Source organism: Microbulbifer sp. MCCC 1A16149 (assembly GCF_050368945.1).
Taxonomy (GTDB): domain Bacteria; phylum Pseudomonadota; class Gammaproteobacteria; order Pseudomonadales; family Cellvibrionaceae; genus Microbulbifer.
This window is the reverse complement of sequence record NZ_CP185959.1, coordinates 3,037,214-3,063,269: the sequence shown is the minus strand read 5'-3', so window position 1 is coordinate 3,063,269 and position 26,056 is coordinate 3,037,214. Positions and strand designations below refer to the sequence as shown.

Sequence of the window (26,056 nt, the reverse complement as noted above, 5' to 3'; positions counted from 1 at the left end):
CTGGACACTTGCTGCACACTATCACACAGATAGCCTGATAGCGCTTGCACGGTGCGCAGCGGCCCCGGACAATGTGCGACCTTTTTACCGACCCTAGTACCATTATTCGGGACGGGCGCACCGAGGTGCCCGAACGAGACGACGAGAACCTATGCCGATCCTTGCCCTGGGAATCAACCACGATAGTGCGCCCGTTGCTGTACGCGAGCGAGTGGCATTCGCCCCCGAGGTAATGCCCAGTGCGCTGGCAGAGGCCCGCGCGGCCCTGGATTGTCGGGAACTGGCGATACTCTCCACCTGCAATCGCACCGAGATCTACGGCGAGGTAGCGCCGGAGGCGGTATTGGCGTGGATCTCCAACTACCACAGCGTTCCCCTCGACCAGCTGACCGGCTGTCACTATCAGTTCACCGATGAAACTGCGGTGCGCCATATGATGCGCGTGGCCTGCGGGCTGGATTCGCTGGTGCTCGGGGAACCGCAGATCCTCGGCCAGATGAAATCCGCTTACGCGGTGGCGCGGGAGTCCGGCAGTGTCGGTTCTACGTTGCACAATGTATTCCAGCAGGTGTTTTCGGTCGCCAAGCGTGTGCGCACCGAAACTGCCATTGGCGAAAACCCGGTCTCTGTGGCCTTTGCCGCGGTGTCTCTGGGGTCCCGTATCTTTACCGATCTCGGCGAACAGACCGCGTTGTTGATCGGCGCCGGGGAAACCATTGAGCTGGTGGCCCGGCATTTGCTGGACAAAGGGGTGAAGAAGCTGATCGTGGCCAACCGCACGCTGCACCGGGCGCAACTGTTGGCACAGGATTTCGGCGCCGAGGCGATCCTGCTGGCGGATATCCCCGAGCACCTGCCGCGCGCCGACATCGTGATCAGTTCCACCGCCAGCCAGTTGCCGATTCTGGGTAAGGGCGCGGTAGAGACCGCGCTCAAGCAGCGCCGTCACCGCCCGATGTTTATGGTGGATATCGCGGTGCCGCGGGATATCGAGCCGCAAGTAGGCAATCTGGACGACGTCTATCTGTATACCGTGGACGACCTGCGCGGGGTGATCGACGAGGGCAAGCGATTGCGCGAGAAGGCCGCCGAGGCTGCCGACGTGATCGTCGATTCCGCGGCCCAGGACTTTATGCGCGAGCACCGCAGCCTGCGCGCCGTGGACTCCATCCGCAGCTACCGCCAGCAGGCCCAGGGAATCAGCAAGGATGAACTGGAAAAGACCCTGGTGCAGTTGCGCACCGGTGCTGACCCTGAGCAGTTGCTGGAACAATTGGCCCGCTCGCTTACCAATAAACTGATCCATGCGCCTACTGTGGCCCTGCGCAAGGCGACCGCCGATGGCGATATGGAACGGCTGCGCATTGCGCGGGAAATAATAGGCCTGGCCCCGGAAGACTGCGACCAGGAATCAGATGTATCGGCCACTGCGCCGGAGAAAAAGAAACTCAAATAATGAAAGCTTCTGTACAACAGAAACTCGACAACCTGGTGGAGCGCCACGAGGAAGTGTCCGCGCTGCTGGGTGATGCAGAAATCATCAGCGACCAGGACAAGTTCCGCGACCTCTCGCGAGAGTTTTCCGAGCTGGAAGACGTGGTCAAATGCTACAGCCGCTACAAGACCCTGCAGGACGATATGGCCACCGCGCGCGAAATGCTCGATGAGAGCGACGATGAAATGCGGGAAATGGCCCAGGAAGAGCTGCGCGAAGCGGAAGCCGAGCTCGAGCCGCTGGAAAAAGAACTGCAGACCCTGCTGTTGCCGCGCGACCCCAACGACCGCAAAAACGTTTACCTCGAGATCCGTGCCGGAACCGGCGGGGATGAGGCTGCGATCTTCTCCGGTGACCTGTTCCGCATGTACTCCCGCTACGCTGAAAAGCAGGGCTGGCGCATCGAAGTGATCAGCGAAAACCCCGGCGAGCACGGTGGTTACAAAGAGATCATCACCCGTGTTGCCGGTGAAGATGTCTATGCGCGGCTGAAGTTCGAGTCGGGCGCACACCGGGTGCAGCGGGTGCCGGAGACCGAGTCCCAGGGGCGTATCCACACCTCCGCCTGTACCGTGGCGGTGATGCCGGAGCCGGACGAGCGCGATGCCATCGAGATCAACAAGGCGGACCTGCGCGTCGATACCTACCGCGCTTCCGGCGCCGGTGGTCAGCACGTCAACAAAACCGATTCCGCGGTGCGCCTTACCCATATTCCCACGGGAATTGTGGTGGAGTGTCAGGACGAACGTTCCCAGCACAAGAACCGCGCCAAGGCGATGGCGTTGTTGCAGGCCAAACTGAACAACGCGCAAGAATCTGCTGCCGCTCAGGAAATTTCCGACGCGCGCAGAAACCTGGTGGGAAGTGGCGATCGCTCCGAGCGAATCCGCACCTATAACTTTCCCCAGGGGCGGGTGACCGATCACCGTATTGGACTGACCCTGTACAAGCTGGACGAGGTCATGCAGGGCGCAGTGGACGAGGTAATCGGCCCGTTGCGCACCGAATACCAGGCGGATCAACTTGCCGCCCTGGGGCAGCACTGATCCCCATGGCCACGGTGAAGGAAAACCTGCAGCGCGCGGTAGAACTCAAGCACAGTGACAGCCCGCGGCTGGACCTGGAGGTGCTGCTCTGCCACCTGCTGGGGAAGTCCCGCGCCTGGCTTTACACCTGGCCCGAACACCCGCTGGACGATGAGCAGCAGTTACAGTTCGAGCGGCTGCTGGAGCGCCGTATTGCCGGCGAGCCGGTGGCCCACCTCACTGGTAGCCGGGAATTCTGGTCCCTTCCCCTAAAGGTCAACCGCACCACCCTGATCCCGCGCCCGGATACCGAAGTACTGGTAGAAACGGTGCTCGAGCTGTGTCCACAAGAGCGGCTCTCGGTTCTGGACCTGGGAACCGGCACCGGTGCGATCGCCCTGGCCCTGGCGAGCGAGCGGCCCCGCTGGCAGGTGACAGCTGTGGACAGAATGCCGGCGGCGGTGGCGCTGGCGGAAGAAAACCGACAACGATTGGGGTTCGACAACGTTGCGGTACTGCAGAGCGACTGGTTTGCCGCGGTGCCGCAACAGCGCTTTGATCTGATTGTCAGCAACCCGCCCTATATTGATACCCAGGACCCGCACCTGCGCGAAGGCGATGTGCGCTTCGAGCCGCTATCGGCGCTGGTGGCGGAAGAGCATGGGCTGGCGGATATCCGCCGCATTGGTGAGGACGCGCTGGACTTCCTTAGCGATGGCGCATTGCTTGCGGTCGAGCACGGCTGGGAGCAGGGCAAGGCGGTACGCAGGATTTTTACCGAAGCGGGTTACGCCGAGGTGGAAACCCGGCTTGACTATGCCGGGCGGGAACGTATCACACTGGGTCGCAACAAAAGTACTCCCCCGTAGGGGCCTCCTGCGCAGGCGAACAGACCACACCTGGGACAACTCGCCGCGAGCCAGGCTCCTGCAACAACGCAACCGGCAGGAAGGAGTCTATGCACGAGCACGCCCATCACCACAGTCACGGCAACCATCTAAAACCCCTGGTCTGGGGCCTGGTCATCACGCTCGCGTTTGCCGTGGTGGAAGCCATCGGCGGCTGGATTTCCGGCTCCCTCGCACTGCTCGGCGACGCCGGGCACATGATCACCGATTCCTTTTCCCTGGCACTTGGCGCGGTAGCGGCAATGCTCGCGCGCAAGCCGGCAAGCCGCGAGATGTCGTTTGGCTGGGGGCGCGCGGAAGTGCTGGCGGCCATCGTCAATGCGGTACTGATGTTGTTGATTGTGGTAGGTATCACCATCGCCGCGCTTGATCGCCTGCGCGCGCCGCAGCCGGTGCAGGGCGGTATGGTGATGTTGATTGCGAGTATCGGACTGCTGGTGAATATTGCGGTGGCTTGGGTGCTGCACCGGGGTGAGCAGACACTCAATATTCGCGGTGCGCTGCTGCATGTGATGGGGGATCTACTCGGTTCGGTGGCGGCACTGGTCGCGGGCGCGGTGATTTATTTCACCGACTGGACGCCGATCGACCCGTTGCTGTCGGTACTGATCTGCGTACTTATCTTGTTTTCCAGCCTGAAGTTGCTGCGCGATGCGGTGGATGTGCTGATGGAGCGGGTGCCAAGAGAGTTGAGCCTGCCGCTGGTGGGGGAAACCATGGCCGCGGTGGAGGGCGTGCGCTCGGTGCACGACCTGCATATCTGGCGGCTGGACAGCAGTATGATTTCCCTGTCCGCGCATATCGTGGTGGACGATCTGGCCACCTGGCCGAAAGTGCTGGCAATGCTGCGCGAGACACTGATCGAGCGCTTCGCCATCAGTCATATCACACTGCAGCCGGAGCCACTGCATGTGGATAAAACCCCGATCATTGATCGGGTGAGCGGGCCGCAACCTTAAAAAGGTTATTGGCCCGTCTGTCTGGTTAGGCGCTCAATCTTCCTCACTCTGCTCATCGTGATCCACGGTGGGCGCGTCTTCGTCCGGGGTGTCTGAAGCCGGCTCGGGTGATGTCACCGGTGTTTCTTCCTGTTGCCCGGCGGACTCCGTTTGCGTGCTCTGCTCGGTGGCGGCGGGCGCTTCTTCGGCTGTTACGTCTTCCGGTGCCGGGATCTGTTCTTCCGGCGCCTGAATGCCAATGTGGTAGGCAGCAAAGCCCGGTTGTACCACCTGGTTCATGGCCATTCCGAGGATGCGACCGTTGTGCTGGGAGCGGATCTCCTTGCGTACATTGGTGATCGGGTTGGTCACGGTGCCCAGCAGGTCTCCCTTGCTGACAAACTCACCCAGCTGAACCTTGCTGAAAATGATCCCGCCGGTAGTGGCGCGCTGCCAGGTGGAGTTGTAGTAGACCGGTTCGGGGTCTCCCCACAGGCGGAACTTGTTCACCATGCCGAGCTGATTGAGCAGGGTGCGTATGCCTTTCACGCTGTGGCTTACCGAGGTTTCGTCCAGCACCATGGGCGCGCCGGCTTCCAGGGTGACCGTGGGGATGCCCGCCTCCACGGCGGCGCGGCGCAGGGTGCCCTTGGCGCCGTCACTGTGCAGCACCACGGTGGAACCAAAGCCCTTGGTGAGTTTCACCACCTTTGGGTTTTTCAGGTCGCCGCGCAGCTGGGGCAAGTTGGTGCGATAAAAAGATCCGGTGTGCAGGTCAACAATGGCGTTGCAGTGCGCGACCACCTCGTCAAAAAACGAGCGCGCAATGCGCGAGGCGGAGGAGCCATTCTTGTCGCCGGGGAAATGGCGGTTGAGGTCGCGCCGGTCGGTCAGGTAGCGGGATCCGCGATGGAACCCCTGCAGGTTGACGATGGGCACACCGATCACCGCGCCTTTCAGGGTTTGCGGGTTCAGGTTGTACATCACCCGGCGCACGGTTTCGATGCCGTTCAGCTCGTCGCCGTGCAGGGCGGCGGTCAGACACAGGGTAGGGCCGGTCTCCGCGCCGTTGACCACCAGTACCGGGGTGGCGCTGTAGACGCCTTCAAAGTGCTGGCTGGGGGACCAGGCCAGGCGGGTGGACGTGGCCGGTGGGACTTCTGAACCCAGCAGCTGCAGTGGCTTGCCGACAGGGGCTTCTGGCTCGGCCTGCGGCGCGGGGGCTGCGGGCTCCGCTGCCGCGTCGGCTGCCTGCTGCTCCGAAGCTTCCTCCTGTGGCGGGGCCACCAGCTCCTTTTCGCTGACCGGTTTATCGAGTTCGATACTCTTTGCCTTCGGCATCGGCTTTTCGGGCTGGTCAGATGCATCGACATTGCTGCCGGTAGCGGCGCGCTCGTTGCTCTGAGGCTCCTGCGGCGGTTGTTCCGCTACCTCGTTGCCAGAGGGTTCTGCCGCGGGGGATTCCGGGTCCTGTTGCTCTGCCGCGTCTGTTTGCGTGTTCAGGGTAGAGGTAGTTTCTACCGGCTCGCCATTTTCATCGGACTCCTCCGCTGGCAGGTAGGCGGCGTAGCAGGCGAGGGCAATGATTACGGGAAGGCTCAAACGGCGGCGGGGCATGAAAAACTCCATTACGGAAACTGCGCAGGGAAATACAAAGTTGGAAACAGACAATTGAAAACGGGGAATCGGGTGTCAGCTTGCTGAGAGCGCGAGTATAGCCAATCGGTTCCCGACAATTTGCGCGGTAATTGGCGAATCCGGCGATCAGTGTGCGATCAGCGCCTTGCCGCTGGTATGTCGCAACCGCACAAGCAGCAAGACGGCGGCGGTTCCAAGGCCGACACAGATACCCACCCAGTAGCCGTAAACGCCCCAGTACTGTTCGCCGAGCCAGTAGGCCGCCGCCAGCCCCACCAGCCAGTAGGAAAACAGCTGCATGTACATGGGGACCCGGGTGTCCTTGTAGCCGCGCAGGGCGCCCCAGGCCATGGCCTGGGCAACATCCACCAGCTGAAAGGCCGCCGCGAGCAGCAGCAGATTGCTGGCAATGGCAATGATGTCGGGATTGCTGGTGTAAGCGAGCACTAGCACATTGCGCAAGCCGATCAGCACCACACCGGTCAGCAGCGCGTACACCAGCCCGCTGCTGACCCCAACGATGCTGATAAAGCGCGCCCGTTTGGGGCGTCCCTGTCCCAGCACCTGCGCGGTGCGGATGCTGACTGCCTGGGCCAGTGCCAGCGCCACCAGATAGAAGGTGGAACCGATACTGAGGCCGATCTGGTGGGCGGCGACAATGGTGGCACCGTAGGAGGCGAGCAGTAGTGTCAGGCTGGCAAAAAATGTGACTTCACTGGCTGCGCCGATACAGATCGGCATGCCCACTGCCAGCAGGTGCTTCAGGGTGGGCCAGTGGGGACGCGGCGGCAGGAGTTTCAGGCGCAGCGCACGATATGCGGGATCCTGCCCCGCGTGCCAGTACAGGGCAATGGCGATACTCCAGCACACCAGACTGGTGGCCCAGCCACAGCCGGCACCGCCCATGGCGGGAATCGGCCCCCAGCCGAACACGAACAGGATATCCAGGGGAATATTCAGTGCCGCCGCGGCGAGGTAGATACGCATAACGGGGCGCACCTGTGCCATGCCCTCGCAGTAGCCACGCAGGGCACTGCCAAACGCGAATGGCAGGGTGCCGGTGGCCAGTGCCAGCAGGTACAGCACCATGACCTTGCGCACCGGTTCTTCTGTCTGGATCCACTGGCTCCACAGGGGCGAAGCCAGCAGCGCCAGCGCCACCAGCAGGCCTCCCACCAGCGCGATCCACACCGATTGGCTCATCTGTCGCGCGCAGCCCTCTTCGTCGCGCCCGCCGCGCAGGCTGGCGACCACCGGCGATAGCGCAGCCAGCATGCCCATCAGCACAACCGCACACACGGCCCAGATACTGGAACCCAGCGCCAGTCCGGCGAGATTCACTTCACCGGACTGGCCGGCAACGATGGTATCGGTAACCCCCATGCTGACGACCGCCAGGTTGCTGACAACCAGCGGTCCGCCCAGATTGGCGAGATTGCGCAGCTCGGTGGCGGTGGCGCGTTTGTAGAGTCTTGGCATGGAGTGGGTACAGGATGGCTAAACTGTTCGGAGCCCGGGCAGGTGCGGGCGCAGTGTAAGAATCCTGCGCCCCGTCCGACCAGTTCAATATGGCATTCACGGTAAATCGGGAGCGAATTATGGATGGCGCCAGCAACGGGTTCAATCGGATTTACGCCTGTTTCCTGAACATGCTGCGGCCCCTGGATGGACTGGGGCCACTGCTACTGCGCCTGTTCCTCGGGCCCATCTTCATCCTCGCGGGCTGGAACAAGCTCACCGGGATCGATGATGTCGCCGCCTGGTTTGGCAATCCGGACTGGGGCCTGGGCCTGCCTGCGCCGGTGCTGATGGCCTGGCTGGCGGCACTGACCGAGTTCTGCGGGGGCATAGCCCTGGTACTGGGGGTGGGGGTGCGTATCGCAGTGATTCCGCTGATGTTCACCATGGCGGTGGCGGCAGTGACCGCCCACTGGCAATACGGATGGCACGCTCTGCCGGAGCAAACACTCACCATGCCCTGGGAGTGGCGCGAGGACCTCATCGAGGAGGCGGTGGTGCGCAAGGAAAAGGCGGTAGCGCTGCTGAAGGCTCACGGCAACTACAGCTGGCTGACCGAGGCGGGCAGTTTCACCGTGCTCAAGAACGGTATCGAGTTCGCTGCGACCTATTTTGTGATGTTGCTGGCGCTGCTGTTTAGTGGGGGTGGACGGTATGTGAGTATTGACTACTGGATCGCGCGTTACCGCGGTTTCCCGGTACCCTGAGGCGCCGCTGGACGTGTGTCCGGACTGTAACTCGCGCTATCGGGATAAATGATATACTCGCCGATTATTTAACCCATCGCCGCCTGTGGCGGGCCCTCTGACAGCAGTGGGGCGTCCGCGGCGCGCAGGTCCCGGCTCTGGCCGGCCTGTGAACAATTGAGCGAGCAATCCTTTGATAGGTAAGTTTTTCCGTCGGTCGTCAGACAAGTCCCAGAGTGCCCCAGAAGGGCAGAAAGCTTCCGGATCCCAGCCAGAAAAGAGTGCTTCTTCGGCGCCGCAATCGGACCGCAAGTCCGAGGGTAGCCGCCAGCGCAATCGGCGTCGCGGTAGCGGAGGCGGCAAGGGCGGTGACAAGGCTCGCAAGCAAACACCGCAGAAGCCGTGGAGCCTGGACGAGTTCCCGGTGCCGGAAGCCGAGGGCAAGGTGCGCTTCCACGACCTGGACCTGCCGCTGCCGCTGATGCACGCTATCGCCGACCTGGGTTTCCAGTACGCTTCCCCCATCCAGGGCCAGTCGCTGCCCCATACCCTCAACGGCCACGATCTGGTGGGCAAGGCCCAGACCGGTACCGGCAAGACCGCGGCCTTCCTGATCACCGTGATCGACGATCTGCTCAAGAACCCCTTTGAAGGCCAGCGCTACGCCGGTGAGGCGCGCGCGCTGATTATTGCGCCGACCCGCGAACTGGTGATGCAAATTGCTGACGATGCCAAGGGCCTGTGCAAATACACCGACCTGGAAATCCACACGCTGGTGGGCGGCATGGATTACCAGAAACAGCAGAAGGCGCTGAACGAGCGTTTGGTGGATATTCTGGTAGCTACCCCGGGTCGCCTGCTGGACTTCGTCAGCAAACGGGATTGCTTTCTCGACCAGACGGAAATCCTGGTGATCGATGAAGCGGACCGCATGCTGGATATGGGTTTTATCCCCGATGTGCGCCGCATTGTCCGCCAGACCCCGCGCAAGACCCACCGCCAGACCATGTTTTTCTCCGCCACCTTCACGCCGGAAGTGGACGATCTGGTAGAGCAGTGGACTTCGGAGCCGGTAATTGTCGAAATCCAGCCCGAGCGCGTGGCGACCGACACGGTTACCCAGCACGTGTATCTGGTTTCCGGGGATGAGAAGTATCCGCTGCTGTTCAATATCGTGCAGCAGGACGATGTGGAAAGCCTGATCGTGTTTGCCAACCGTCGCGACCAGTGCCGCCGCCTGCACGAGAACCTGCTGGCTCACGGTATCAACGCGGGACTGCTGTCCGGTGAAGTGGCGCAGAACAAGCGCGTGCGCACGCTGGAAGATTTCAAGACTGGCAAATCCAAGGTGCTGGTGGCTACCGATGTTGCCGGCCGTGGTATTCACATCGACGGCATCAGTCATGTGGTGAATTATACCCTGCCGGAAGAGCCGGAAGACTACGTTCACCGCATCGGCCGTACCGGGCGCGCGGGCAAGAGCGGCACTTCCATCAGCTTTGCCTGTGAAGATGACGCGATGCGTCTGGAACCGATTGAAGAGCTGCTGGGCAGCAAGCTCAAGTGTGAAGTGCCGCCGGAAGAGCTGCTGGTCAAGCCGCCCAAAGTGCACGTGCAACGCAGCAGTGGTGGCGACCGCAATGATCGCGGTGGCAATCGCGGTGGTGGACGTCGCGGTGGCGGTGGCCGTCCACGCCGTTAACTCTGGAGGTCTCGGAGGGACTCCCGTGGCGGCCAAGCACCGGGTGTCGACTTTCAGAATCGCTGTGAATACTTTCTTGTACGCTGCGTCGGCGACGTCCTTGTCGCCGACGCTTCTGAAAGCCGACACCCGGCTCTTGGCCTTCACAGCCAGTTTTGCACTTCGTTAGACATAAAAAACGCGGGCCGATGCCCGCGTTTTTTATGTCTGTCTATTGCTTGCCTTTCGGGCCTTCAATGCCCTTTGGCCACGTTTTACTTTTCGTAATCGGTGGCTGTTCAACAGGGAACCCCTTGCCGTTTGGGCCTTTTCCCGGATCGCCTTCCGTCCAGATTCTTTCCACCCACAATGCGGTGCCGCCGGCGACTGCTGCGGGCATCACGAAGATATTCAGAATCGGTACCATCTTCGCCAGCATCACCGAACCGCCAAACCCGAGGGTGGTGAATTTCTTGCGCATCAGTACGCTTTTCAGCTCGCTGAAGGAGCGCTGGTGGTTATCCAGCGGGTAGTCGACATACTGAATCGCCATGCACCAGGCACCCCACAGGGCGGTGAGAATGGCGGGAATGAAGACGGTCCAGCTGGTGAGCAGGGCGATAATAAAAATCACGATGCCCCAGCCGATAAAGTACATGAGCTTGCGCAGTTCGCGACCAAGGGTGCGGAAAACCATGCTGCTGATGGACTCAGGGGGCGGCGGGTGGCCGGTGAGGAGTTCTTCGACTTTTTCTGCCAGCAGGCCGTTAAAGGGGGCGGCAATGATGTTGGTGATGATCCCGAACAGGTAGCCGTATACGAGAAAGAACAGCAGTACCACGGCGATGGCAATCAGCCAGGCTAGCCACTGGAAAACACTCGCGGCCCAGTCTGCGCCCTTGGCGAGAATTGCTCGCCACCAGGACATGTTGGAGGTATCTACAGGGGTGTCGGACAGCAGGCTGCCGATATAGCGGCCGAGGTCGTCGAACTGGCTGACCATCATTGCTCCCAGCGCGATGAACAGCACCAGGTTGATGAGCAGGGGAATGATGATAAACGGGCGCAACTCTTTACGGGTAAGCAGTTGCGCCCCCCGGATCAGTGCGTTGACGCCATGTGCCGGGTTGGAGGTCATGACTTATTTTGCTCCAGCTGCACGCAGGATTTCTGCGTAATCGTCACCCTGAGTGTGTTCGCTGATGCGCGCCAGCAGCGTCTGGCCCTCGGGGCTCTGGCTGTCCAGATCCAGACCCTGTTCCTTGAACATGCGCACGAACGTTTCAAAGTTCTCCGCTTTCATACCGCGGTAGGCGCGCTCCAGCAGGTAGAAATCCCGATTGAATCCTTCCGGGGCTTCGCCCACCAGAAAGCCGGCGATGCGCTCATCATCGAATACTTCGCCGAGGACTTTTTGCTTGTCTTTTTTCAGGCTCATTGTTACTTCCTTCTGTCAATTGGTGCCGGAAATGTAAGGGGCGGGGTCGCCATTCAGAAACCGCGGGGCGCGACGTTGCTTGCTGGCCTGCTCGTAATTGTAAGCGGCGGCGATCAGCCTGTCTTCCTGATTGGCACTGGCAAAAAACGAAAGTCCCACGGGCAGGTGTTGTACAAACCCCATGGGTACGGTGATATGTGGATAACCGGCAACGGCTGCCGGGGTGGTGGCGGAGCCGGTGAAGTGGTCGCCGTTGATATGGTCGATTTTCCACGCGGGGCTGACCGTGGGAGCAATCAGTATATCGACGTTGTGCTTTGCCATGGTGGCATCAATGCCCTGTGCGCGGGCGAGCCGGCGAAGCTCTTCGATTTTATTCACGAAGCCCTCTTCTTTACGTCCCCGGGAGCCCTGGGCCATCTCAAAAATTTCCTGGCCAAAGAACGGCATTTCCGTTTCCCGCGCGTTTTGGTTCGCCGTGATCAGGGCTTCGAGAGATTTGTACTGGGAAGGTGAATTTGCGAGGTATTCATTCAGGGCGTCCTTGAACTCCCAGGCCAGCAGTTCGAATTCCAGGCCGTGGATTTTCTCCAGGGTTTCGATATTTGCGTTGTCGACGATTGTCGCGCCCTGTTCCTGCAATACGGTCAGTGCCAGCTCAAATACGGCGTCGGTCTGCGGACTGTATCCCATCAGGTTGCGCACGACACCGATACGTTTTCCCTTTAACCCCTCCGGATTAAGCGCATCGGCGTATTGTCCGCTCGGTGCCAGGCTGTCGTTGTCCCGTGGGTCCTGCCCAACCATCGCGTCCAGCATCAGGGTGGCGCCGGTGACCGTGGTGGCCATGGGCCCGGCAGTGTCCTGATAGGCCGAAATGGGAATGATACCCGAGCGGCTGATCAGCCCCAGTGTCGGCTTGATGCCCACGATACCATTGACCGCAGCGGGGCAGGTGATGGAACCGTCGGTCTCGGTGCCCACCGCCAGGGGGATCATGCCGGCGGAAACCGCAATGGCGGAGCCGGCACTGGAACCGCAAGGGCTGCGGGAGAGGTCGAAGGGGTTGCGCGCCTGGCCACCAGTGCCACTCCAGCCGCTGGAGGATTTGGTCGAGCGAAAATTGGCCCATTCACTGAGATTGGCTTTGCCGAGTACGATGGCGCCGCGCTTTTTCAGTTGCTGGACCAGAAAGGCGTCTTTCGTGGGAATGTTGTCGTTGAGCAATATCGAGCCGGCGGTGTTTGCCAGACCGTCGCCCGTATCAATATTGTCCTTTAGCAGCACCGGGATACCGTGCAGCGGACCCAAAATCTGACCCTCACGTCTCAATCTGTCGAGGCGTCGCGCCTCTTCCATCGCCGAGGGGCTGAGCTGTGTGACAGCGTGCAGTTTGTCGTTGAGCTGATTGATCTGTTTGAGATAGCGACTGACGAGGAGTTCTGAAGTGGTGGTGCCGGTTTCCAGGGCGGCGCGAATTTCCGAGGTGGTGGTGAAGTTACCCTGAGCCTGCGCCATGCTGCCCACGGTGAAAATGACGAGCCCGTACAGCAGTTTGTTTATTATTTTCATTGCCTGTTCACTCCCGATTGATTTCTGGACGCTACCTATGATGCGTGATTTCCCCTGCGCATGTCCGCTTCAAAGGAAGAATACCCTAACTGGGAGGCGCGGGAGAAATTGACGCAGGGAGCCTGCAAGGGCTGGGCCAATATGCCTAATCCCCTGCAGGTGCGTCCTGGAAGACTGCGGGTTACAGCAACGCGTCCAGTTTCTCTTTCAGAATTTTGTTGATCATCTGCGGGTTCGCCTGTCCTTTGGAGGCCTTCATGATCTGGCCAACAAAGTAGCCCATCATTTTCGGTCGTTTGTCTGGGTCCGCGTTGCGGTAGTTTTCCACCTGCGCGCCGCTTGCGGCGATCACATCCTCCACCATTTTTTCGATGGCGCCGGTATCGGAAACCTGCTTCAGGCCCTTGGCCTCAATCACCGCGTCCGCATCCCCGTCACCATTGGCCATCGCTTCAAACACCTGCTTGGCGATTTTTGAAGAAATGGTGTTGTCCTTGATTCGCGCGATCAGCCCGGCAAGGTGCTCGGCGGATACCGGGCAATCGGCGATGGATTTTTCCTCGCGATTCAACAGTGCGGCCAGTTCACCCATTACCCAGTTGGCCGCCAGTTTCGGTTCACCGGACTTGGCTGCAACCTGTTCAAAATAATCCGCAGTTGCGCGTTCCTGGGTCAGCTGGTCCGCGTCGTAAGCGGAAAGGCCGTAGTCTTTCTCGAAACGCGCGCACTTAGCATCCGGTAATTCCGGCAGTTCCCCACGGATAATTTCCACGTATTCATCGGTCAGCACCACCGGCAACAGGTCCGGGCAGGGGAAGTAGCGGTAATCGTTGGCCACTTCCTTGCTGCGCATGGAGCGGGTTTCGTTTTTGTCGGAATCGTACAGGCGGGTTTCCTGCACCACCTTGCCGCCGTCCTCGATCAGGTCGATCTGACGCTGTGCTTCTACCTTGATCGCTTTCTCGATAAAACGGAAAGAGTTCAGGTTCTTGATTTCCGCGCGGGTGCCGAGTTCTTCCTCGCCTTTGAGACGCACGGAAACATTGGCGTCACAGCGCAGGGAACCCTGGGACATGTCACCGTCGGAAATTCCCAGATAGGTCACAATGCTGTGAATTTTCTTCAGGTAGGCCACGGCTTCTGCGGCACTGCGCATATCCGGTTCGGATACGATTTCGATCAGTGGAGTGCCAGCGCGGTTGAGGTCGATCCCGGACATACCGTGGAAGTCTTCGTGCAATGATTTGCCCGCGTCTTCTTCCAGGTGCGCGTGGTGCAGGCGAACAGTTTTACTGCTGCCGTCTTCCAGGTGAATTTCCACCTGGCCCGCACCCACGATCGGCTTTTCCAGCTGGGTAGTCTGGTAGCCCTTGGGCAGGTCGGGATAGAAATAGTTTTTGCGTTCGAACACGGAGCGTTTGCCGATTTCCGCGTTCATCGCCAGGCCAAACATCACCGCGTAGCGGAAGGCCTCTTCATTGGGTACCGGTAAAGTGCCCGGCATGGCCAGGTCGACCGCGCAGGCCTGGGTGTTCGGCTCGGCACCAAATGCGGTGCTGGCGCCAGAGAAAATTTTTGATTGGGTGGAGAGTTGAACGTGTACTTCCAACCCGATGACGACTTCCCATTCCACGTCGCGTCTCCTTATTCTGCTACTGGGGCGGCTTTGGTGTGCCAGTCACTGGCCTGCTGGTACTGGTGCGCCACATTGAGCATGCGCGCTTCGTCCAGGTAATTGCCGGTGATCTGCAGCCCTACGGGCAGGTTGTGGGCAAATCCGCAGGGAAGGGACATGCCCGGCAGGCCTGCCAGGTTGGTGGCGATGGTGTAGATATCTTCCAGGTACATGGCCACCGGATCGGCGTTTTTCTCGCCGAGCTTGAACGCGGGGTTCGGTGCGGTGGGCCCCATGATGACATCCACTTTCTGGAACGCGTCGACAAAGTCCTGCTTGATCAGGCGGCGCACCTGCTGTGCCTTGTTGTAGTAAGCATCGTAGTAACCGGCGGAGAGGGCGTAGCTACCTACCAGAATCCGGCGTTTCACTTCCTCACCGAAGCCTTCGCCGCGAGAGCGCATGTAAAGGTCGCGCAGGTCCGTGGGGTTTTCGCAGCGGTAGCCGTAGCGCACGCCGTCGAAGCGGGACAGGTTGGCAGAAGCCTCTGCCGGGGCGATCACGTAGTAGGCGGGCACCGCAAGCTTGCTGTGGGGCAGGCTGATTTCTACCAGCTCCGCGCCGAGCTTTTCATAAGCTTGCAGAGCTTCCTGGATGCGCGCGCCGATTTCGCTGTCGAGGCCCTCGCCGAAATACTCCTTGGGGACACCGATTTTCAGTCCCTGAATACTGTCGTGCAGGTTGGCGGTGTAATCCTGGGTCGGGCGATCCAGGCAGGTGGAGTCTTTTTTATCTGAACTCGCCATCACCGACAGCATCAGCGCGGCATCCTCGGCGGTGCGCGCAATGGGCCCGCCCTGGTCGAGGCTGGAAGCGAACGCAATCATACCCCAGCGGGAAACGCGCCCGTAGGTGGGCTTGAGGCCGGTGGTTCCGGTGAGTGCCGCCGGCTGGCGGATGGAGCCGCCGGTATCGCTGGCGGTAGTGCCCGGTACCAGCTGCGCAGCCACTGCCGCGGCGGAGCCGCCGGAGGAACCACCCGGCACGCGTTCCAGATCCCAGGGGTTTTTCACCGCGCCGTAGAAGCTGGATTCATTGGACGAGCCCATGGCGAACTCGTCCATATTGGTTTTGCCCAGGCTCACGGCGCCGGCCTGCAGGAAGTTGTCCACAACCGTGGCGTCGTAGGGGGGTACGAAGTTGTCGAGCATTTTTGAGCCGCAACTGGTGCGCACGCCGTTGGTGCAGAAAATATCCTTGTGTGCGATGGGCACACCGCAGAGTGCCGGGGCATTGCCTTCCGCCAGGCGGGCGTCGGCAGCGGCGGCTTCGCGCAGGGCCTGTTCGCCGGTGACGGTGATAAAACTGTTGTACTGGCTATCCAGCTGCTGGATACGTTCCAGCAGGTGACTGGTGATCTCGACGCTGGAGAACTGCTTCTCCCGCAGGCCGCGGATGATCTCGGCGATGGTCAACTGATGCATGGGAAATCCGGTTTCTTGTCTATTCTCTGTCTGTTAAGCAGGTGCGCTCGGCTGGTCAGTCGATGAACGGGTTTAATCGATGACTTTGGGCACCAGGTAGAGGCCCGCTTCGGTCTGGGGGGCCAGGGCGAGGAACTCTTCGCGGCGGTTTGGCTCGGTGACCTCGTCCTTGCGCAGCACCTGCACTGCGTCCAGGGGGTGCGCCATGGGCTCTACGCCGTCGGTATTGACGGCCTGCAGCTGGTCCACCAGTTGCAGAACGTCGCCCAGGCGGTTGCTGACTTCGTCTATGGTTTCTTCGGAAATGGCGATTCGGGCCAATTCGGCCAGTTTTTCAACAGTTTGCGCGTCGACGGCCATGGGGATAGAGACTCCAGCTTCTCATTGGCTAAATTGCGGCCAGGCCCGGTTTGCGGGGGCCGGCGGGAACAGAAGGAGCGCAAATTTACCATAAGTGTGGGGGAATCTCTTTATGGTTATTATTCAGCCTTGCCCTCAACCCCCGCCGTTGTTAGAGTTTGCCGATTCTGGCCAGGGCGCCCAAGCTGCTGGCTTATTTGACGAAGACCGGGTGAAAACGCCGCCCGGAACACAGAATTATTTGCGCGGACTAACTACTCTGTAACGCTTTCCCCGCCGGGGGGCGCTATCGGGTCTGTGATCGGCGCTCTGCGGCACCTGGCCTGATTCTGCCTTCAGGTGTTGTATTTCAGATTAAGGTAACCGAATTCCATGTTTAAACGTTTGCGGGGCATGTTCTCCAGTGATCTCTCCATCGACCTGGGTACTGCCAACACGCTGATCTACGTGCGCGATCGCGGCGTAGTCCTCGATGAACCCTCAGTTGTCGCCATCCGTCATTACAACGGTACCAAGATCGTGGAAGCGGTAGGCGTAGAGGCCAAGCGCATGCTGGGTCGCACCCCGGGCAACATTACGGCCATACGCCCGCTGAAAGACGGCGTTATTGCCGACTTCCAGGTAACCGAGAAAATGCTGCAGCACTTTATAAAGAAAGTGCACGAGAACAGCTGGATGCGCCCGAGCCCGCGGGTGCTGGTGTGTGTGCCCTGTCAGTCCACCGAGGTGGAGCGTCGCGCGATTCGTGAATCCGCCCTCGGCGCCGGTGCCCGTGAGGTGTGGCTGATCGAGGAGCCCATGGCTGCGGCAATTGGCGCCGGCCTGAAGGTGGAAGAGGCGAGTGGTTCCATGGTGGTGGACATCGGTGGTGGTACCACCGAGATCGCGATCATCTCCCTGAATGGCGTGGTTTACTCTGATTCCGTGCGCATCGGCGGTGACCGTTTCGACGAGGCCATCGTCAACTATGTGCGTCGCAACTACGGCAGCGTGATTGGCGATGCCACCGCGGAGCGCATCAAAGAAGAGATCGGCTGCGCCTACGCGGGTAGCGAAGTGCGCGAGATCGACGTGCGCGGACGCAACCTGGCAGAAGGGGTGCCGCGCAGCTTTACCCTGAACAGCGACGAAATCCTGGAGGCGCTGCAAGAGCCGCTGACCGGCATCGTGCAGGCGGTTAAGAGCGCGCTGGAGCAGTCTCCCCCCGAACTGGCCTCCGATATCGCCGAGCGCGGTATGGTGCTCACCGGTGGTGGCGCCCTGCTGCGTGACCTGGATCGCCTGTTGATGGAAGAGTCCGGCCTGCCGGTCATCGTTGCCGACGATCCGCTGACCTGTGTTGCCCGCGGTGGCGGCCAGGCACTGGATATGATGGACAAGAGCCGCCTGTATCTGGTTTCCAACTGAGCGGAATCCCGCTTAGTCAGTGGCGGTACTCAGGGACTGTGCTGTTCGATCTGTGAGTAGATGAAAGAACAGATTAAGCAGATTAAAAGAGTACCGCTCATTCACCTGCGTATGGATGCGCGCCGAAGCCAATAACAACATCATTGCCGAACTGGTCAATGGGGGCCGCCCATTAAACCGCTATTTACCCGAGGCCCGTCGCCAGAATCCCGCATTGTCGTACTGGGGTTGGTGGCAACTGCGCTGATCCTGATCAATCTCTACACCGATTGGCTGGACCCCGCGCGTGAGCGCCTCTCCAGCCTCGCTGCTCCTTTCTACTGGATTACCGACACTCCCTCGCGCGTGGGCGGTTGGGCCGGCGAGCAGCTGCGCACCCGCGAAGAACTGCTGGAAGAAAACAGCCGACTGCAACACCAGGTGATGCTGCTGGAGCAACAGGCCCAGCTGCTCGCTGCCGTGCGCGCGGAAAATACCCAGCTCAAGGAGTTGATGAACTCTGCCGAGAGCGTTGACCAACGGGTGTTGGTGGCGCAGGTCATCGGGGTATCTCCGGATCCGCTCGAGCATGTGCTGATCATCGACAAGGGCCGCAGTGACGGGGTGCAACAGGGCGCGGCGATTATGGATGCCAGCGGCCTGCTGGGACAGGTGATCGAAGCGGGCGACTTTTCCAGCCGTGTGGTGCTGATCACCGATGCCAACCATGCGCTGCCGGTGCAGGTTCTGCGCAACAGTGTGCGCGCGGTGGCGGAAGGCACCGGCGACCTGTACCGACTCAAGCTGCGCCACCTGGCCAACACCAGCGATATTCGCGAGGGTGACCTGTTGCTGAGCTCCGGCCTCGGTGGGCGATTCCCGGCGGGCTATCCGGTGGGAGAGGTTACTTCGGTCAGCCGCGATCCCGGCCGCGCCTTTGCGGACGTGGAAGTGCAGCCGCGCGGACGCATGAACCGCAGTCGTTTTGTGCTGGCGGTCATCGACGTGGAGCCCCCGCTGGAAGAGGGCATCGAGAGCAGTGCCGATCCCGCGGCTCAGGATTGAGGCCATGGAAGCGCACAATCGCTGGTTTATCCTGTTTACGATATTTATCGCCCTGTTGCTGGCAGTCATGCCCCTGCCAGCACACTGGTTGTGGTTCCGCCCCGCGTTTTGCGCGCTGCTGGTGATATTCTGGACCACGCGCATGCCGCAGGAGCTGGGCGTCGGCTTCGCCTGGATGGTGGGGCTGGTGGAGGATCTGGTGACCGGTTCGACCCTCGGTGCACATGCACTGGCGCTGGCGGTGCTGGCATACTTCAGCTTGCTCACATATCGTCGTACCCGGGCATTTAACCCCGGGCAGCAACTGATGTGGGTGTTCGTGCTGGTGGGTATCAACCAGCTACTGGGCAACTGGGTGCACAGCCTGGCGGGCAAGCCGGTACCCGGACTGACCTTCCTGTGGCCGGCGCTTACCACCGCACTGCTGTGGCCGCTGGTGACGCCGTGGCTGCACCGGATGGCCTCCCGCTTGCAGATTCGCTAGGCGGCAGGTTCCTTGTGGCGGCGGTATCCCGTGGCCGATAACGCAAATTAGTGTTAAGTCACGCGCAGATTGCGGTTATTTTTCGAGCGCTGGCGCTATAATCAGGCGTTCAGTCGATCACCTGACCATCAAAGATATAACGATAACTGAACCGTGCCACACTCCACCCCAGAACAGCGTCTGATTCTCGCCTCCGGCTCCCCGCGCAGGGCGGAACTGCTCATGCAGATCGGCGTGCAGTTCTCCTCTGCTGCCACTTCCGTCGAAGAGCGCCGCGGCCCCGAAGAGTCGCCGCAGGCGTATGCGCTGCGACTGGCCGAGGAGAAGTCCCGCGCCGGCCTGGCGCTGCAGGACAGCGATAATATCTGGTCCCTCGGCGCCGATACGCTCGGCGTGATCGACGGCGAGGTTCTGGAAAAACCCCGTGATTTCACCGATTTTGCCCGCATGATGCGGCTGATGTCAGGTAGGGAGCACTCTGTGCTCACTGCCATCTGTCTTACCGGCACTGAGTCGGCATTCAGTGAGGTTGTGGAAACCCGGGTGCGCTTCCGCGCCCTGGACCGTCGCCTGATCGAAGGGTACTGGAACACCGGCGAGCCTGCCGATAAGGCGGGTGGCTACGGTATTCAGGGAATGGGCGCGCTGCTGGTGGAGTCTATCCACGGCAGTTACAGCAATGTCGTGGGGCTGCCCCTGGAGACCCTGGCAGGGTTTCTGGAACAGGCGGGTATTCCCTACTGGCAATTCGACAAGCGCGCCGGCGCAGGGATGATCTAGGAGTTACGCCCAGTGAGCGAAGAGTTACTCATCAATGTGGCACCGATGGAAACCCGCGTAGCGCTGGTGGAAAACGGTGTGCTGCAGGAAGTTTATCTGGAGCGCAGTGCCAGCCGCGGCATTGTCGGCAATATCTACAAGGGCAAGGTGGTGCGCGTGCTGCCGGGTATGCAGGCGGCGTTTGTGGATATCGGCCTGGAGCGGGCCGGGTTTATCCACGCCTCTGATATCGCGCCGCTGGACGAAGAGGGGATGGAATCCCGCGAGGGCGAGGTGGCGGATATCCGCGCACTGGTGCGTGAAGGCCAGTCCCTGGTGGTGCAGGTGGTGAAAGACCCCATCTCCAGCAAGGGCGCCCGTCTGACTACCCACCTGTCGGTATCTGCCCGCTACCTGGTGTATATGCCGCAGACCCGCCATATCGGTATCTCCAACCGCATTGAGGACGAATCCGAGCGCGACCGCCTACGCGACCTGGTGGATCTGGCGTCCGCCAAACTGGCCGAGGAAGGCCACACTGGCGACGGCGGCTTCATTCTGCGCACCGTCGCCGAAGGGGTGAGCGAAGAGGAGCTGCTGCGGGATATCCCGTTCTTGTACAAGTTGTGGATCGAGCTGGAGCAGCGCATCAAGATCGCGAAGGAACCGGCGATCATCTACGAAGACCTGCCGCTGTTTATGCGCGCACTGCGCGACCTGGCGCGTCCCCACACGGAGAAAATCCGGATCGACTCCCGCGAGGCCCACGGCCGCGCCGCCAAGTTCACCAGCAAGTACGCCCCGGAAATCGCCCCCAGGATAGAGCACTATCCCGGTGAAAGGCCGTTGTTCGACTTGTACGGCGTCGAGGAGGAGATCCGCAAGGCGCTACAGAACAAGGTCACGCTGAAATCCGGCGGCTACCTCATAGTCGAGCAGACCGAGGCCATGAGCACCATCGATGTGAACACCGGTGCGTTTGTCGGCCATCGCAACCTCGAGGAAACCATCTTCAAGACCAACCTGGAGGCGGCCACTGCGATCGCGCGCCAGCTGCGCCTGCGCAACCTGGGTGGCATCATCATCATCGACTTTATCGATATGCAGGACACGGAACACCAGCGCCAGGTGTTGCGTACCCTGGAGAAGGCGCTGGAGCGGGATCACGCCAAGAGCAGTATCACCGGGGTGTCCGAGCTCGGGCTGGTAGAAATGACGCGCAAGCGCACCCGCGAATCCCTCGGCCAGATGTTGTGCGAGCCCTGTTCGGTATGCGCCGGTCGCGGCACCCTGAAAACCGCAGAGACGGTGTGCTATGAGATCTTCAGGGAAATTATCCGCGAGGCCCGCGCCTATGACAGCGAGAAGATCATGGTACTGGCCAGCCAGGTGGTGATCGACCTGCTGTTGGACGAGGAGTCCGCCAATGTGGCGGACCTGGAAGAATTTATCGCGCGCCCGATCCAGTTTCAGGTCGAGCCCATCTACAACCAGGAGCAGTACGACATTGTACTGGTGTGAGTTCACCACAGTGGCCGCGAGCGGCAACCATAACCTGTGCTGTCACGGCCGCGGGAGGTTCTCCTGATGCTGTGGTTGCGCTGGTTTGCCCGCAAGTTCTGGCTACTGGTTGTGGTGTTGGTGATCTCTCTGGCCATCGTGGTCCAGACCGGACGCATCCTGTCTCCCCAGGTGGGCAAGTACAGCCCGGAAATCGGCGCCTGGCTCTCCGAACGCCTAGGCGCACCGGTGCGTCTGGAACATATCTCGTTGCGCTGGCAGGCGCTGGAAGTGGCACTGCAGATCGACGGTCTCAAAATTGGCGGCGAAGGGCAGGTACGTCTGCAGCGTGGCCTGTTTCACCTGGATCTGCTGTCGAGTATCTGGAACCGCGAGCTGATCTGGAAAAACCTGGAAGTCGACGGCTTTTCCGCACAGCTGGAGCAGCGCCCGGAAGGTGGCTGGCAGGTGCAGGGCTTCCCGCTGGTATCCGGGGCAGCGGAGAAACACCCGCAGACCGGTGAGATGGGGCCGCGCCTGGGGGATCCTGCCCGCATTTTCCAATTGGGGCCGAAGGTACTGGTGCGCGATGCCAGTATCGGCCTGACCCTGACTGACGGACAGTCCGCCAATGTTGACCTGCGCGAGATCCAGCTGGAGAACAGCGGTGACTTCCATCGCCTGGTTGCCCGCGCCTTTGTCACCGGTGCCATGGAGAGCCTGCACAGCGGCGAAGAGAGCCTGCATCTGGTGCTGGAAGGTCACGGCAATCCCCGCAACAGCGAAGAATTCACCCTCAAGGGCTACGTGCAGCTGAACGAGCTGCTGGTCGACGCGGACCTCGTTGGTCTGTTGTACCAGCTGTCGCCGCTGCCGGAAAAACTCTACTGGCCGGGGCGCAAGCTCGCCGGTGGGCGACTGTGGCTGAGCTCGGATGCGCAGACCGGCTACAGCCTGCGCGGCGACCTGAGCCTTGCGCAGATGACGGCGACCGAACAAGAGCAGCCGCAGGCGCCGACACAGAAAAAAGGTGCCCTGGAAACCCTCAATGCCCTGTCCAGCAATATTTCCGGGCGCTGGCGCCCAGGGGATTCCTGGGAGCTGGTACTGCAGGAGTTGGGCCTCAACTGGCAGCAACTTGAGGTGCCCGATGTCAATCTGCAGGCCAGTGGCGACCAGCACGGCAATCTGCAGCTCGCGGTAGACCAGATAGAACTGCAGGCCTGGCACCGGGTGTTGCGGGTGCTGGAGCTGATGCCCGACAAAGCCGACGAGTGGCTCAGGGCGCTGGAGCCAACCGGTGAGCTGCAGAACGTACGCCTGGCGCGTATCGATGGCGAGGTGTCCGTTGCCGCCAATCTGCACAATGTGGATGCGGGTGCACACCGCGGTGCGCCGGCGGTCACCGGGGTGAACGGCTACCTGTCGCTGAACGGTCGCGGCGGACGAGTCGAGCTCGCCAGCGATGCCGGTTTCAGCGCGCATTTCCCGCTGCTCTACGACGTACCGTTTTCCTTCGGCGCCGCGCGCGGCACCGTTGCCTGGGATGTCGACCGCGACCACAACACGGTTTCCATCTACTCCGGGCCGCTGCTGCTGGACGCTGTGGCGGAATCCGAAAACAAAGCCGTTCCCGCAGCCGGCGACTTCCGCGGCCAGTTCCTGTTACAGATTCCGCTCACACCGCACACGCGCGCGGCAGATTTCACGCTCGCACTGGGCTTGCGCAATGTGGCGGTGCAGGAGCAGCGCAATCTGGTGCCGACGGTGGTGAGTGATGACCTGCGCGACTGGTTGAACCAGAGTGTTGGCAAGCGCAACGACGGCAAGATTCCCTCGGCTGGCTTTATTTACCGCGGATACAGCTATCGCGAGGGCGATGACGAGGCGCTGCTGGCACTGGGGCAGCACGACAACCGCCACACGGTACAGTTACAGGCGGATATCCGCGACGGCAGCCTCAAATACGCACCGGACTGGCCCGCGGCCGAGCATGTCGATGGACACCTCAGCGTCAATGATCGCGATGTGCTGGTGATGGCGCCCAAGGCCAGGCTGTGGAATGTGGATGGGGCAAATGTCTCGGTGCACCTTTCTCCCGAAGCTGCCGGTTCCCGTCTGGATGTGCGCGCCCAGCTCGCTGGCCCGGCAGCGGATGGCCTGAAAATCCTGCGTGAATCCCCGCTGCGCGACCGCCTCGGCAATGCCTTTGACAGCTGGGCCCTGGACGGAGCCATGCAGGGCAAGTTGCAACTGAGCCAGCCCCTGGGCGGCGCGGACTTTGAACCCAGCCAGCAGATCGACCTGACCCTCTCCGGCGCCAGCCTTTCGCTGCAGAATCTAAAACTGGATATCGAACAGCTCAACGGCAACGTGCGCTACCACAGTCGCGATGGCCTCAAAGGTTCCAGATTCCGTGGCCAGCTGTGGGGCAAGCCCCTGCGGGCGTCCATCCAGCATCTGGGTGAAGGGGATGCGCGGGATACCCAGGTAGTGATACATGGCGAGGCGGTGACCGAGAGCATCGGCGCGTGGAGTGGTCGCCCGGAATTGCAGTGGCTGGACGGTAGTCTGGACTACACCGCCCGGGTCACCATTCCCGCACCATCCAAGGAAAAGCCCTATGCCGCGGTGCTGGAGTTGTCTTCGGACCTGCAGCAGGTGGCCGTAAACCTGCCGGCGCCGCTGGCGAAGCCCGCGGGCGAGAAATCCCGTTTCGTGTTGCGGGTCCCTATCGGTGAACAGGGCAACCTGTACCACCTCAGCTACGGGGAGCATCTGCAGGGACAGCTGTGGCAGGTCGATGGCCAGCTGGAGCGGGCCTCGATTGCCCTGAATGCCGGGGCAAGGCTGCCGGATACACCGGGAATCTCCGTGATCGGCGACCTGTCTCGGGTGGAGCTGCAGCCATGGAAAGATGCGCTGGCAATCTATACCGGGGACACCTCCGCACAGGGTCAGGTGGCGCAGGATGTTGTCGACAGCGCGCGGGAAGAGGCATCGCCGCTGCCGATTACCCTGGATCTCAGTACCGATCTGTTACAGGTATCCGAAGCCACCAGCATCGAGAATATTCACGTGCGCGGACGCGGCCTGGGGGCCGACTGGCAGCTGGATTTCGATAGCGAGACCGCGGCGGGCGAACTCGCCGGCACGCTCAATGCGGCGACACCGCTGCAGCTGAAACTTGCCCACCTGCGCCTGCCTGCGCTGAAGGGGAAAGACCCGGAGGGACAGGAAGAAACTGCCGGTGAAGAGGCTGGTGAGGGTGCGGATACACTGACCGCCGAACTTCAGGATCGCTGGAAGGGATTTGATTTTGCCAGCCTGCCGAGTGTGGATTTCAGCACCGAAGCGCTGTGGCTGGGGGAAGAGCTCATGGGGCCCTGGTCCTTCCAGTTGCGCCCCTCGGAGCAGCGCCTGGTAGTGAGTGAAATCAAGGGAACACTGCGCGGAATCCAGATCGATAGCCGCGGGGAAGGGGAGAATCGTCTCGGCGCACAATTGATGTGGATGCGCGACAGCGACGGTAGGGAATCTTCCCAGTTTATCGGTCGCTTGCGCGGCGATAACCTCGGCAAGGTGTTGCAGGCCTGGGGGCAGGAAGCCGCCATCGAAAGCAGCAGTGCAGTGTTTGATACCGCCCTGCGCTGGCAGGGCTCTCCCGCCATGGTCAGCCCGAACAGCCTCAACGGTGAGATTCGTATCGATATCCGCAACGGTCGCTTTATGCGTGCCAGCGAAAACGCGGGTACCTCCCTGTTGCGTTTGCTGTCCCTGTTCAACTTCGATACCTGGGCGCGCCGTCTGCGCTTGGACTTCTCCGACCTGGTGCAGAGTGGCCTGACCTTTGACCGGGTGCATGGGGAAGTATATTTCGAGGGGGATGGGGAGTTGCTGATCGCGGTGCCCATCCAGGTGGAAGGCCCCACCAGTGAGCTGCAGATGGCCGGCCGGGTGAATCTCCAGCGCGAAGACCTTAACCTGACCCTGGTGGCTACCCTGCCAGTGGGCAACAACCTGGCATTCGTAGCAGCGCTGGCCGGTGGCCTGCCCGCTGCTGCAGGGGTGTACCTGATCAGTAAGGTGTTCAAGAAACAGGTGGATCGGGTGGCGAGCGTCAGTTATCGCATCGATGGCGAGTGGACGGATCCGAAAGTGCGCTTCGACAAGCTGTTTGACGATGGCGCTGCCGGTCGTGAGGGGCAGACTGCGGTGGCGCAAAGAGAGCAGGAAAAGGCTGCGGAGGCTGCACGTCAGGCGGCACAGACAGCAGAGTCGTCGGAATCCAACGGTGCCGAGGTACCGCCAGTGGGGGATGCCCAGCTTTCCGACGAGCTGCCGGCGGCACAGTCCCGCTCTACCACGCCGGTTCCCCTGCCGCTGGGTACCGGTTAATTCGTGTTCAAGGTTGCAAAAACCGAATAATTATTCGATATTGGCGCATCTCACGTTTGATAATAGCAGCAACCGAAAAATAATCACGCTAACTGGGGGCGTCGCC

Annotated in this window: 20 protein-coding genes; 12 read left to right on the top strand and 8 right to left on the bottom strand. The window is 61.1% G+C overall.

Going from position 1 to position 26,056, the window contains the following annotated elements:
• Positions 1–151: 151 nt before the first annotated feature.
• The 4 genes from hemA to ACONT6_RS12855 all read left to right on the top strand — a co-directional run bounded on the left by hemA (position 152) and on the right by ACONT6_RS12855 (position 4,387).
• Positions 152–1,456, top strand: a complete 1,305-nt coding sequence (gene hemA / locus ACONT6_RS12870; protein WP_428818887.1) for a glutamyl-tRNA reductase — start codon at positions 152–154, stop codon at positions 1,454–1,456.
• The gene (gene prfA / locus ACONT6_RS12865; RefSeq protein ID WP_428818886.1) at positions 1,456–2,541 is read left to right on the top strand and encodes a peptide chain release factor 1; all 1,086 of its coding nucleotides are present in this window, start codon (positions 1,456–1,458) and stop codon (positions 2,539–2,541) included. The genes hemA and prfA overlap by 1 nt, the downstream gene beginning before the upstream one ends.
• Before the next feature lie 5 nt (positions 2,542–2,546).
• A complete protein-coding gene (gene prmC, locus ACONT6_RS12860) occupies positions 2,547–3,389 on the top strand; it encodes a peptide chain release factor N(5)-glutamine methyltransferase (RefSeq protein WP_428818885.1) in 843 nt (280 codons plus the stop codon).
• An 89-nt stretch (positions 3,390–3,478) separates the two neighbouring features.
• A complete protein-coding gene (locus ACONT6_RS12855; protein ID WP_428818884.1) occupies positions 3,479–4,387 on the top strand; it encodes a cation diffusion facilitator family transporter in 909 nt (302 codons plus the stop codon).
• Positions 4,388–4,420: 33 nt separating this feature from the next.
• Here the strand turns inward: ACONT6_RS12855 and ACONT6_RS12850 are convergent, their stop codons facing one another.
• Positions 4,421–5,983 (bottom strand): succinylglutamate desuccinylase, encoded by a 1,563-nt coding sequence (locus ACONT6_RS12850; RefSeq protein WP_428818883.1) that lies wholly within the window; start codon positions 5,981–5,983, stop codon positions 4,421–4,423.
• A 147-nt stretch (positions 5,984–6,130) separates the two neighbouring features.
• The gene (locus ACONT6_RS12845; RefSeq protein WP_428818882.1) at positions 6,131–7,483 is read right to left on the bottom strand and encodes an MATE family efflux transporter; all 1,353 of its coding nucleotides are present in this window, start codon (positions 7,481–7,483) and stop codon (positions 6,131–6,133) included.
• A gap of 119 nt (positions 7,484–7,602) precedes the next feature.
• On the opposite strand from ACONT6_RS12845, the gene ACONT6_RS12840 reads away from it, so the two are divergent.
• Entirely contained in the window at positions 7,603–8,229 is a 627-nt protein-coding gene (locus tag ACONT6_RS12840; RefSeq protein WP_428818881.1) for a DoxX family protein, read from the top strand.
• Between the two features lie 172 nt (positions 8,230–8,401).
• Complete coding sequence (gene rhlB / locus ACONT6_RS12835) at positions 8,402–9,910, top strand: ATP-dependent RNA helicase RhlB (RefSeq protein ID WP_428818880.1); 1,509 nt, start codon at positions 8,402–8,404, stop codon at positions 9,908–9,910.
• Positions 9,911–10,121: 211 nt separating this feature from the next.
• Here rhlB and cysZ read toward each other — a convergent pair whose 3' ends face one another.
• From cysZ to gatC, 6 genes are all read right to left on the bottom strand, one after another.
• On the bottom strand, positions 10,122–11,027 hold the full coding sequence (gene cysZ / locus ACONT6_RS12830; RefSeq protein WP_428818879.1) for a sulfate transporter CysZ: 906 nt from the start codon (positions 11,025–11,027) through the stop codon (positions 10,122–10,124).
• A gap of 3 nt (positions 11,028–11,030) precedes the next feature.
• Positions 11,031–11,327, bottom strand: a complete 297-nt coding sequence (locus tag ACONT6_RS12825; protein WP_428818878.1) for a PA4642 family protein — start codon at positions 11,325–11,327, stop codon at positions 11,031–11,033.
• Positions 11,328–11,342: 15 nt separating this feature from the next.
• Positions 11,343–12,899, bottom strand: a complete 1,557-nt coding sequence (locus ACONT6_RS12820) for an amidase (RefSeq protein ID WP_428818877.1) — start codon at positions 12,897–12,899, stop codon at positions 11,343–11,345.
• Between the two features lie 181 nt (positions 12,900–13,080).
• Complete coding sequence (gatB, locus tag ACONT6_RS12815) at positions 13,081–14,532, bottom strand: Asp-tRNA(Asn)/Glu-tRNA(Gln) amidotransferase subunit GatB (RefSeq protein WP_428818876.1); 1,452 nt, start codon at positions 14,530–14,532, stop codon at positions 13,081–13,083.
• An 11-nt stretch (positions 14,533–14,543) separates the two neighbouring features.
• Positions 14,544–15,998, bottom strand: coding sequence for an Asp-tRNA(Asn)/Glu-tRNA(Gln) amidotransferase subunit GatA (gene gatA, locus ACONT6_RS12810; protein ID WP_428818875.1), 1,455 nt, complete (start codon positions 15,996–15,998; stop codon positions 14,544–14,546).
• Between the two features lie 72 nt (positions 15,999–16,070).
• Positions 16,071–16,358: an Asp-tRNA(Asn)/Glu-tRNA(Gln) amidotransferase subunit GatC gene (gatC, locus tag ACONT6_RS12805; protein WP_181252412.1), complete on the bottom strand. Its 288-nt coding sequence runs from the start codon at positions 16,356–16,358 to the stop codon at positions 16,071–16,073.
• 372 nt (positions 16,359–16,730) lie between these two features.
• Here gatC and ACONT6_RS12800 point away from each other — a divergent pair, with 372 nt between their 5' ends.
• The 6 genes from ACONT6_RS12800 (at position 16,731) to ACONT6_RS12775 (ending at position 25,950) form a co-directional block, all read left to right on the top strand.
• Complete coding sequence (locus ACONT6_RS12800) at positions 16,731–17,765, top strand: rod shape-determining protein (RefSeq protein ID WP_043318714.1); 1,035 nt, start codon at positions 16,731–16,733, stop codon at positions 17,763–17,765.
• 171 nt (positions 17,766–17,936) lie between these two features.
• Positions 17,937–18,809 carry a rod shape-determining protein MreC gene (gene mreC, locus ACONT6_RS12795; protein ID WP_428821515.1) on the top strand — a complete coding sequence of 291 codons (873 nt, stop codon included), beginning with the start codon at positions 17,937–17,939 and terminating at the stop codon, positions 18,807–18,809.
• Positions 18,810–18,813: 4 nt separating this feature from the next.
• Positions 18,814–19,293 carry a rod shape-determining protein MreD gene (gene mreD / locus ACONT6_RS12790; RefSeq protein WP_428818874.1) on the top strand — a complete coding sequence of 160 codons (480 nt, stop codon included), beginning with the start codon at positions 18,814–18,816 and terminating at the stop codon, positions 19,291–19,293.
• A gap of 153 nt (positions 19,294–19,446) precedes the next feature.
• Entirely contained in the window at positions 19,447–20,073 is a 627-nt protein-coding gene (locus tag ACONT6_RS12785; RefSeq protein ID WP_428818873.1) for a Maf family protein, read from the top strand.
• 12 nt (positions 20,074–20,085) lie between these two features.
• The gene (gene rng, locus ACONT6_RS12780) at positions 20,086–21,573 is read left to right on the top strand and encodes a ribonuclease G (protein WP_428818872.1); all 1,488 of its coding nucleotides are present in this window, start codon (positions 20,086–20,088) and stop codon (positions 21,571–21,573) included.
• A gap of 66 nt (positions 21,574–21,639) precedes the next feature.
• Positions 21,640–25,950 (top strand): YhdP family protein, encoded by a 4,311-nt coding sequence (locus tag ACONT6_RS12775; protein WP_428818871.1) that lies wholly within the window; start codon positions 21,640–21,642, stop codon positions 25,948–25,950.
• Positions 25,951–26,056 lie beyond the last annotated feature (106 nt).

Bases quoted from the DNA above. Each gene is read 5' to 3' on its own strand.
- ACONT6_RS12850 (WP_428818883.1), bottom strand. From the start codon at position 5,983: ATGCCCCGCCGCCGTTTGAGCCTTCCCGTAATCATTGCCCTCGCCTGC.
- gatA (WP_428818875.1), bottom strand. From the start codon at position 15,998: ATGCATCAGTTGACCATCGCCGAGATCATCCGCGGCCTGCGGGAGAAG.
- prmC (WP_428818885.1), top strand. From the start codon at position 2,547: ATGGCCACGGTGAAGGAAAACCTGCAGCGCGCGGTAGAACTCAAGCAC.
- mreD (WP_428818874.1), top strand. From the start codon at position 18,814: ATGGAAGCGCACAATCGCTGGTTTATCCTGTTTACGATATTTATCGCC.
- prfA (WP_428818886.1), top strand. From the start codon at position 1,456: ATGAAAGCTTCTGTACAACAGAAACTCGACAACCTGGTGGAGCGCCAC.
- hemA (WP_428818887.1), top strand. From the start codon at position 152: ATGCCGATCCTTGCCCTGGGAATCAACCACGATAGTGCGCCCGTTGCT.
- ACONT6_RS12820 (WP_428818877.1), bottom strand. From the start codon at position 12,899: ATGAAAATAATAAACAAACTGCTGTACGGGCTCGTCATTTTCACCGTG.
- ACONT6_RS12825 (WP_428818878.1), bottom strand. From the start codon at position 11,327: ATGAGCCTGAAAAAAGACAAGCAAAAAGTCCTCGGCGAAGTATTCGAT.
- ACONT6_RS12855 (WP_428818884.1), top strand. From the start codon at position 3,479: ATGCACGAGCACGCCCATCACCACAGTCACGGCAACCATCTAAAACCC.
- ACONT6_RS12775 (WP_428818871.1), top strand. From the start codon at position 21,640: ATGCTGTGGTTGCGCTGGTTTGCCCGCAAGTTCTGGCTACTGGTTGTG.
- ACONT6_RS12845 (WP_428818882.1), bottom strand. From the start codon at position 7,483: ATGCCAAGACTCTACAAACGCGCCACCGCCACCGAGCTGCGCAATCTC.
- gatC (WP_181252412.1), bottom strand. From the start codon at position 16,358: ATGGCCGTCGACGCGCAAACTGTTGAAAAACTGGCCGAATTGGCCCGA.
- ACONT6_RS12800 (WP_043318714.1), top strand. From the start codon at position 16,731: ATGTTTAAACGTTTGCGGGGCATGTTCTCCAGTGATCTCTCCATCGAC.
- cysZ (WP_428818879.1), bottom strand. From the start codon at position 11,027: ATGACCTCCAACCCGGCACATGGCGTCAACGCACTGATCCGGGGGGCG.
- ACONT6_RS12840 (WP_428818881.1), top strand. From the start codon at position 7,603: ATGGATGGCGCCAGCAACGGGTTCAATCGGATTTACGCCTGTTTCCTG.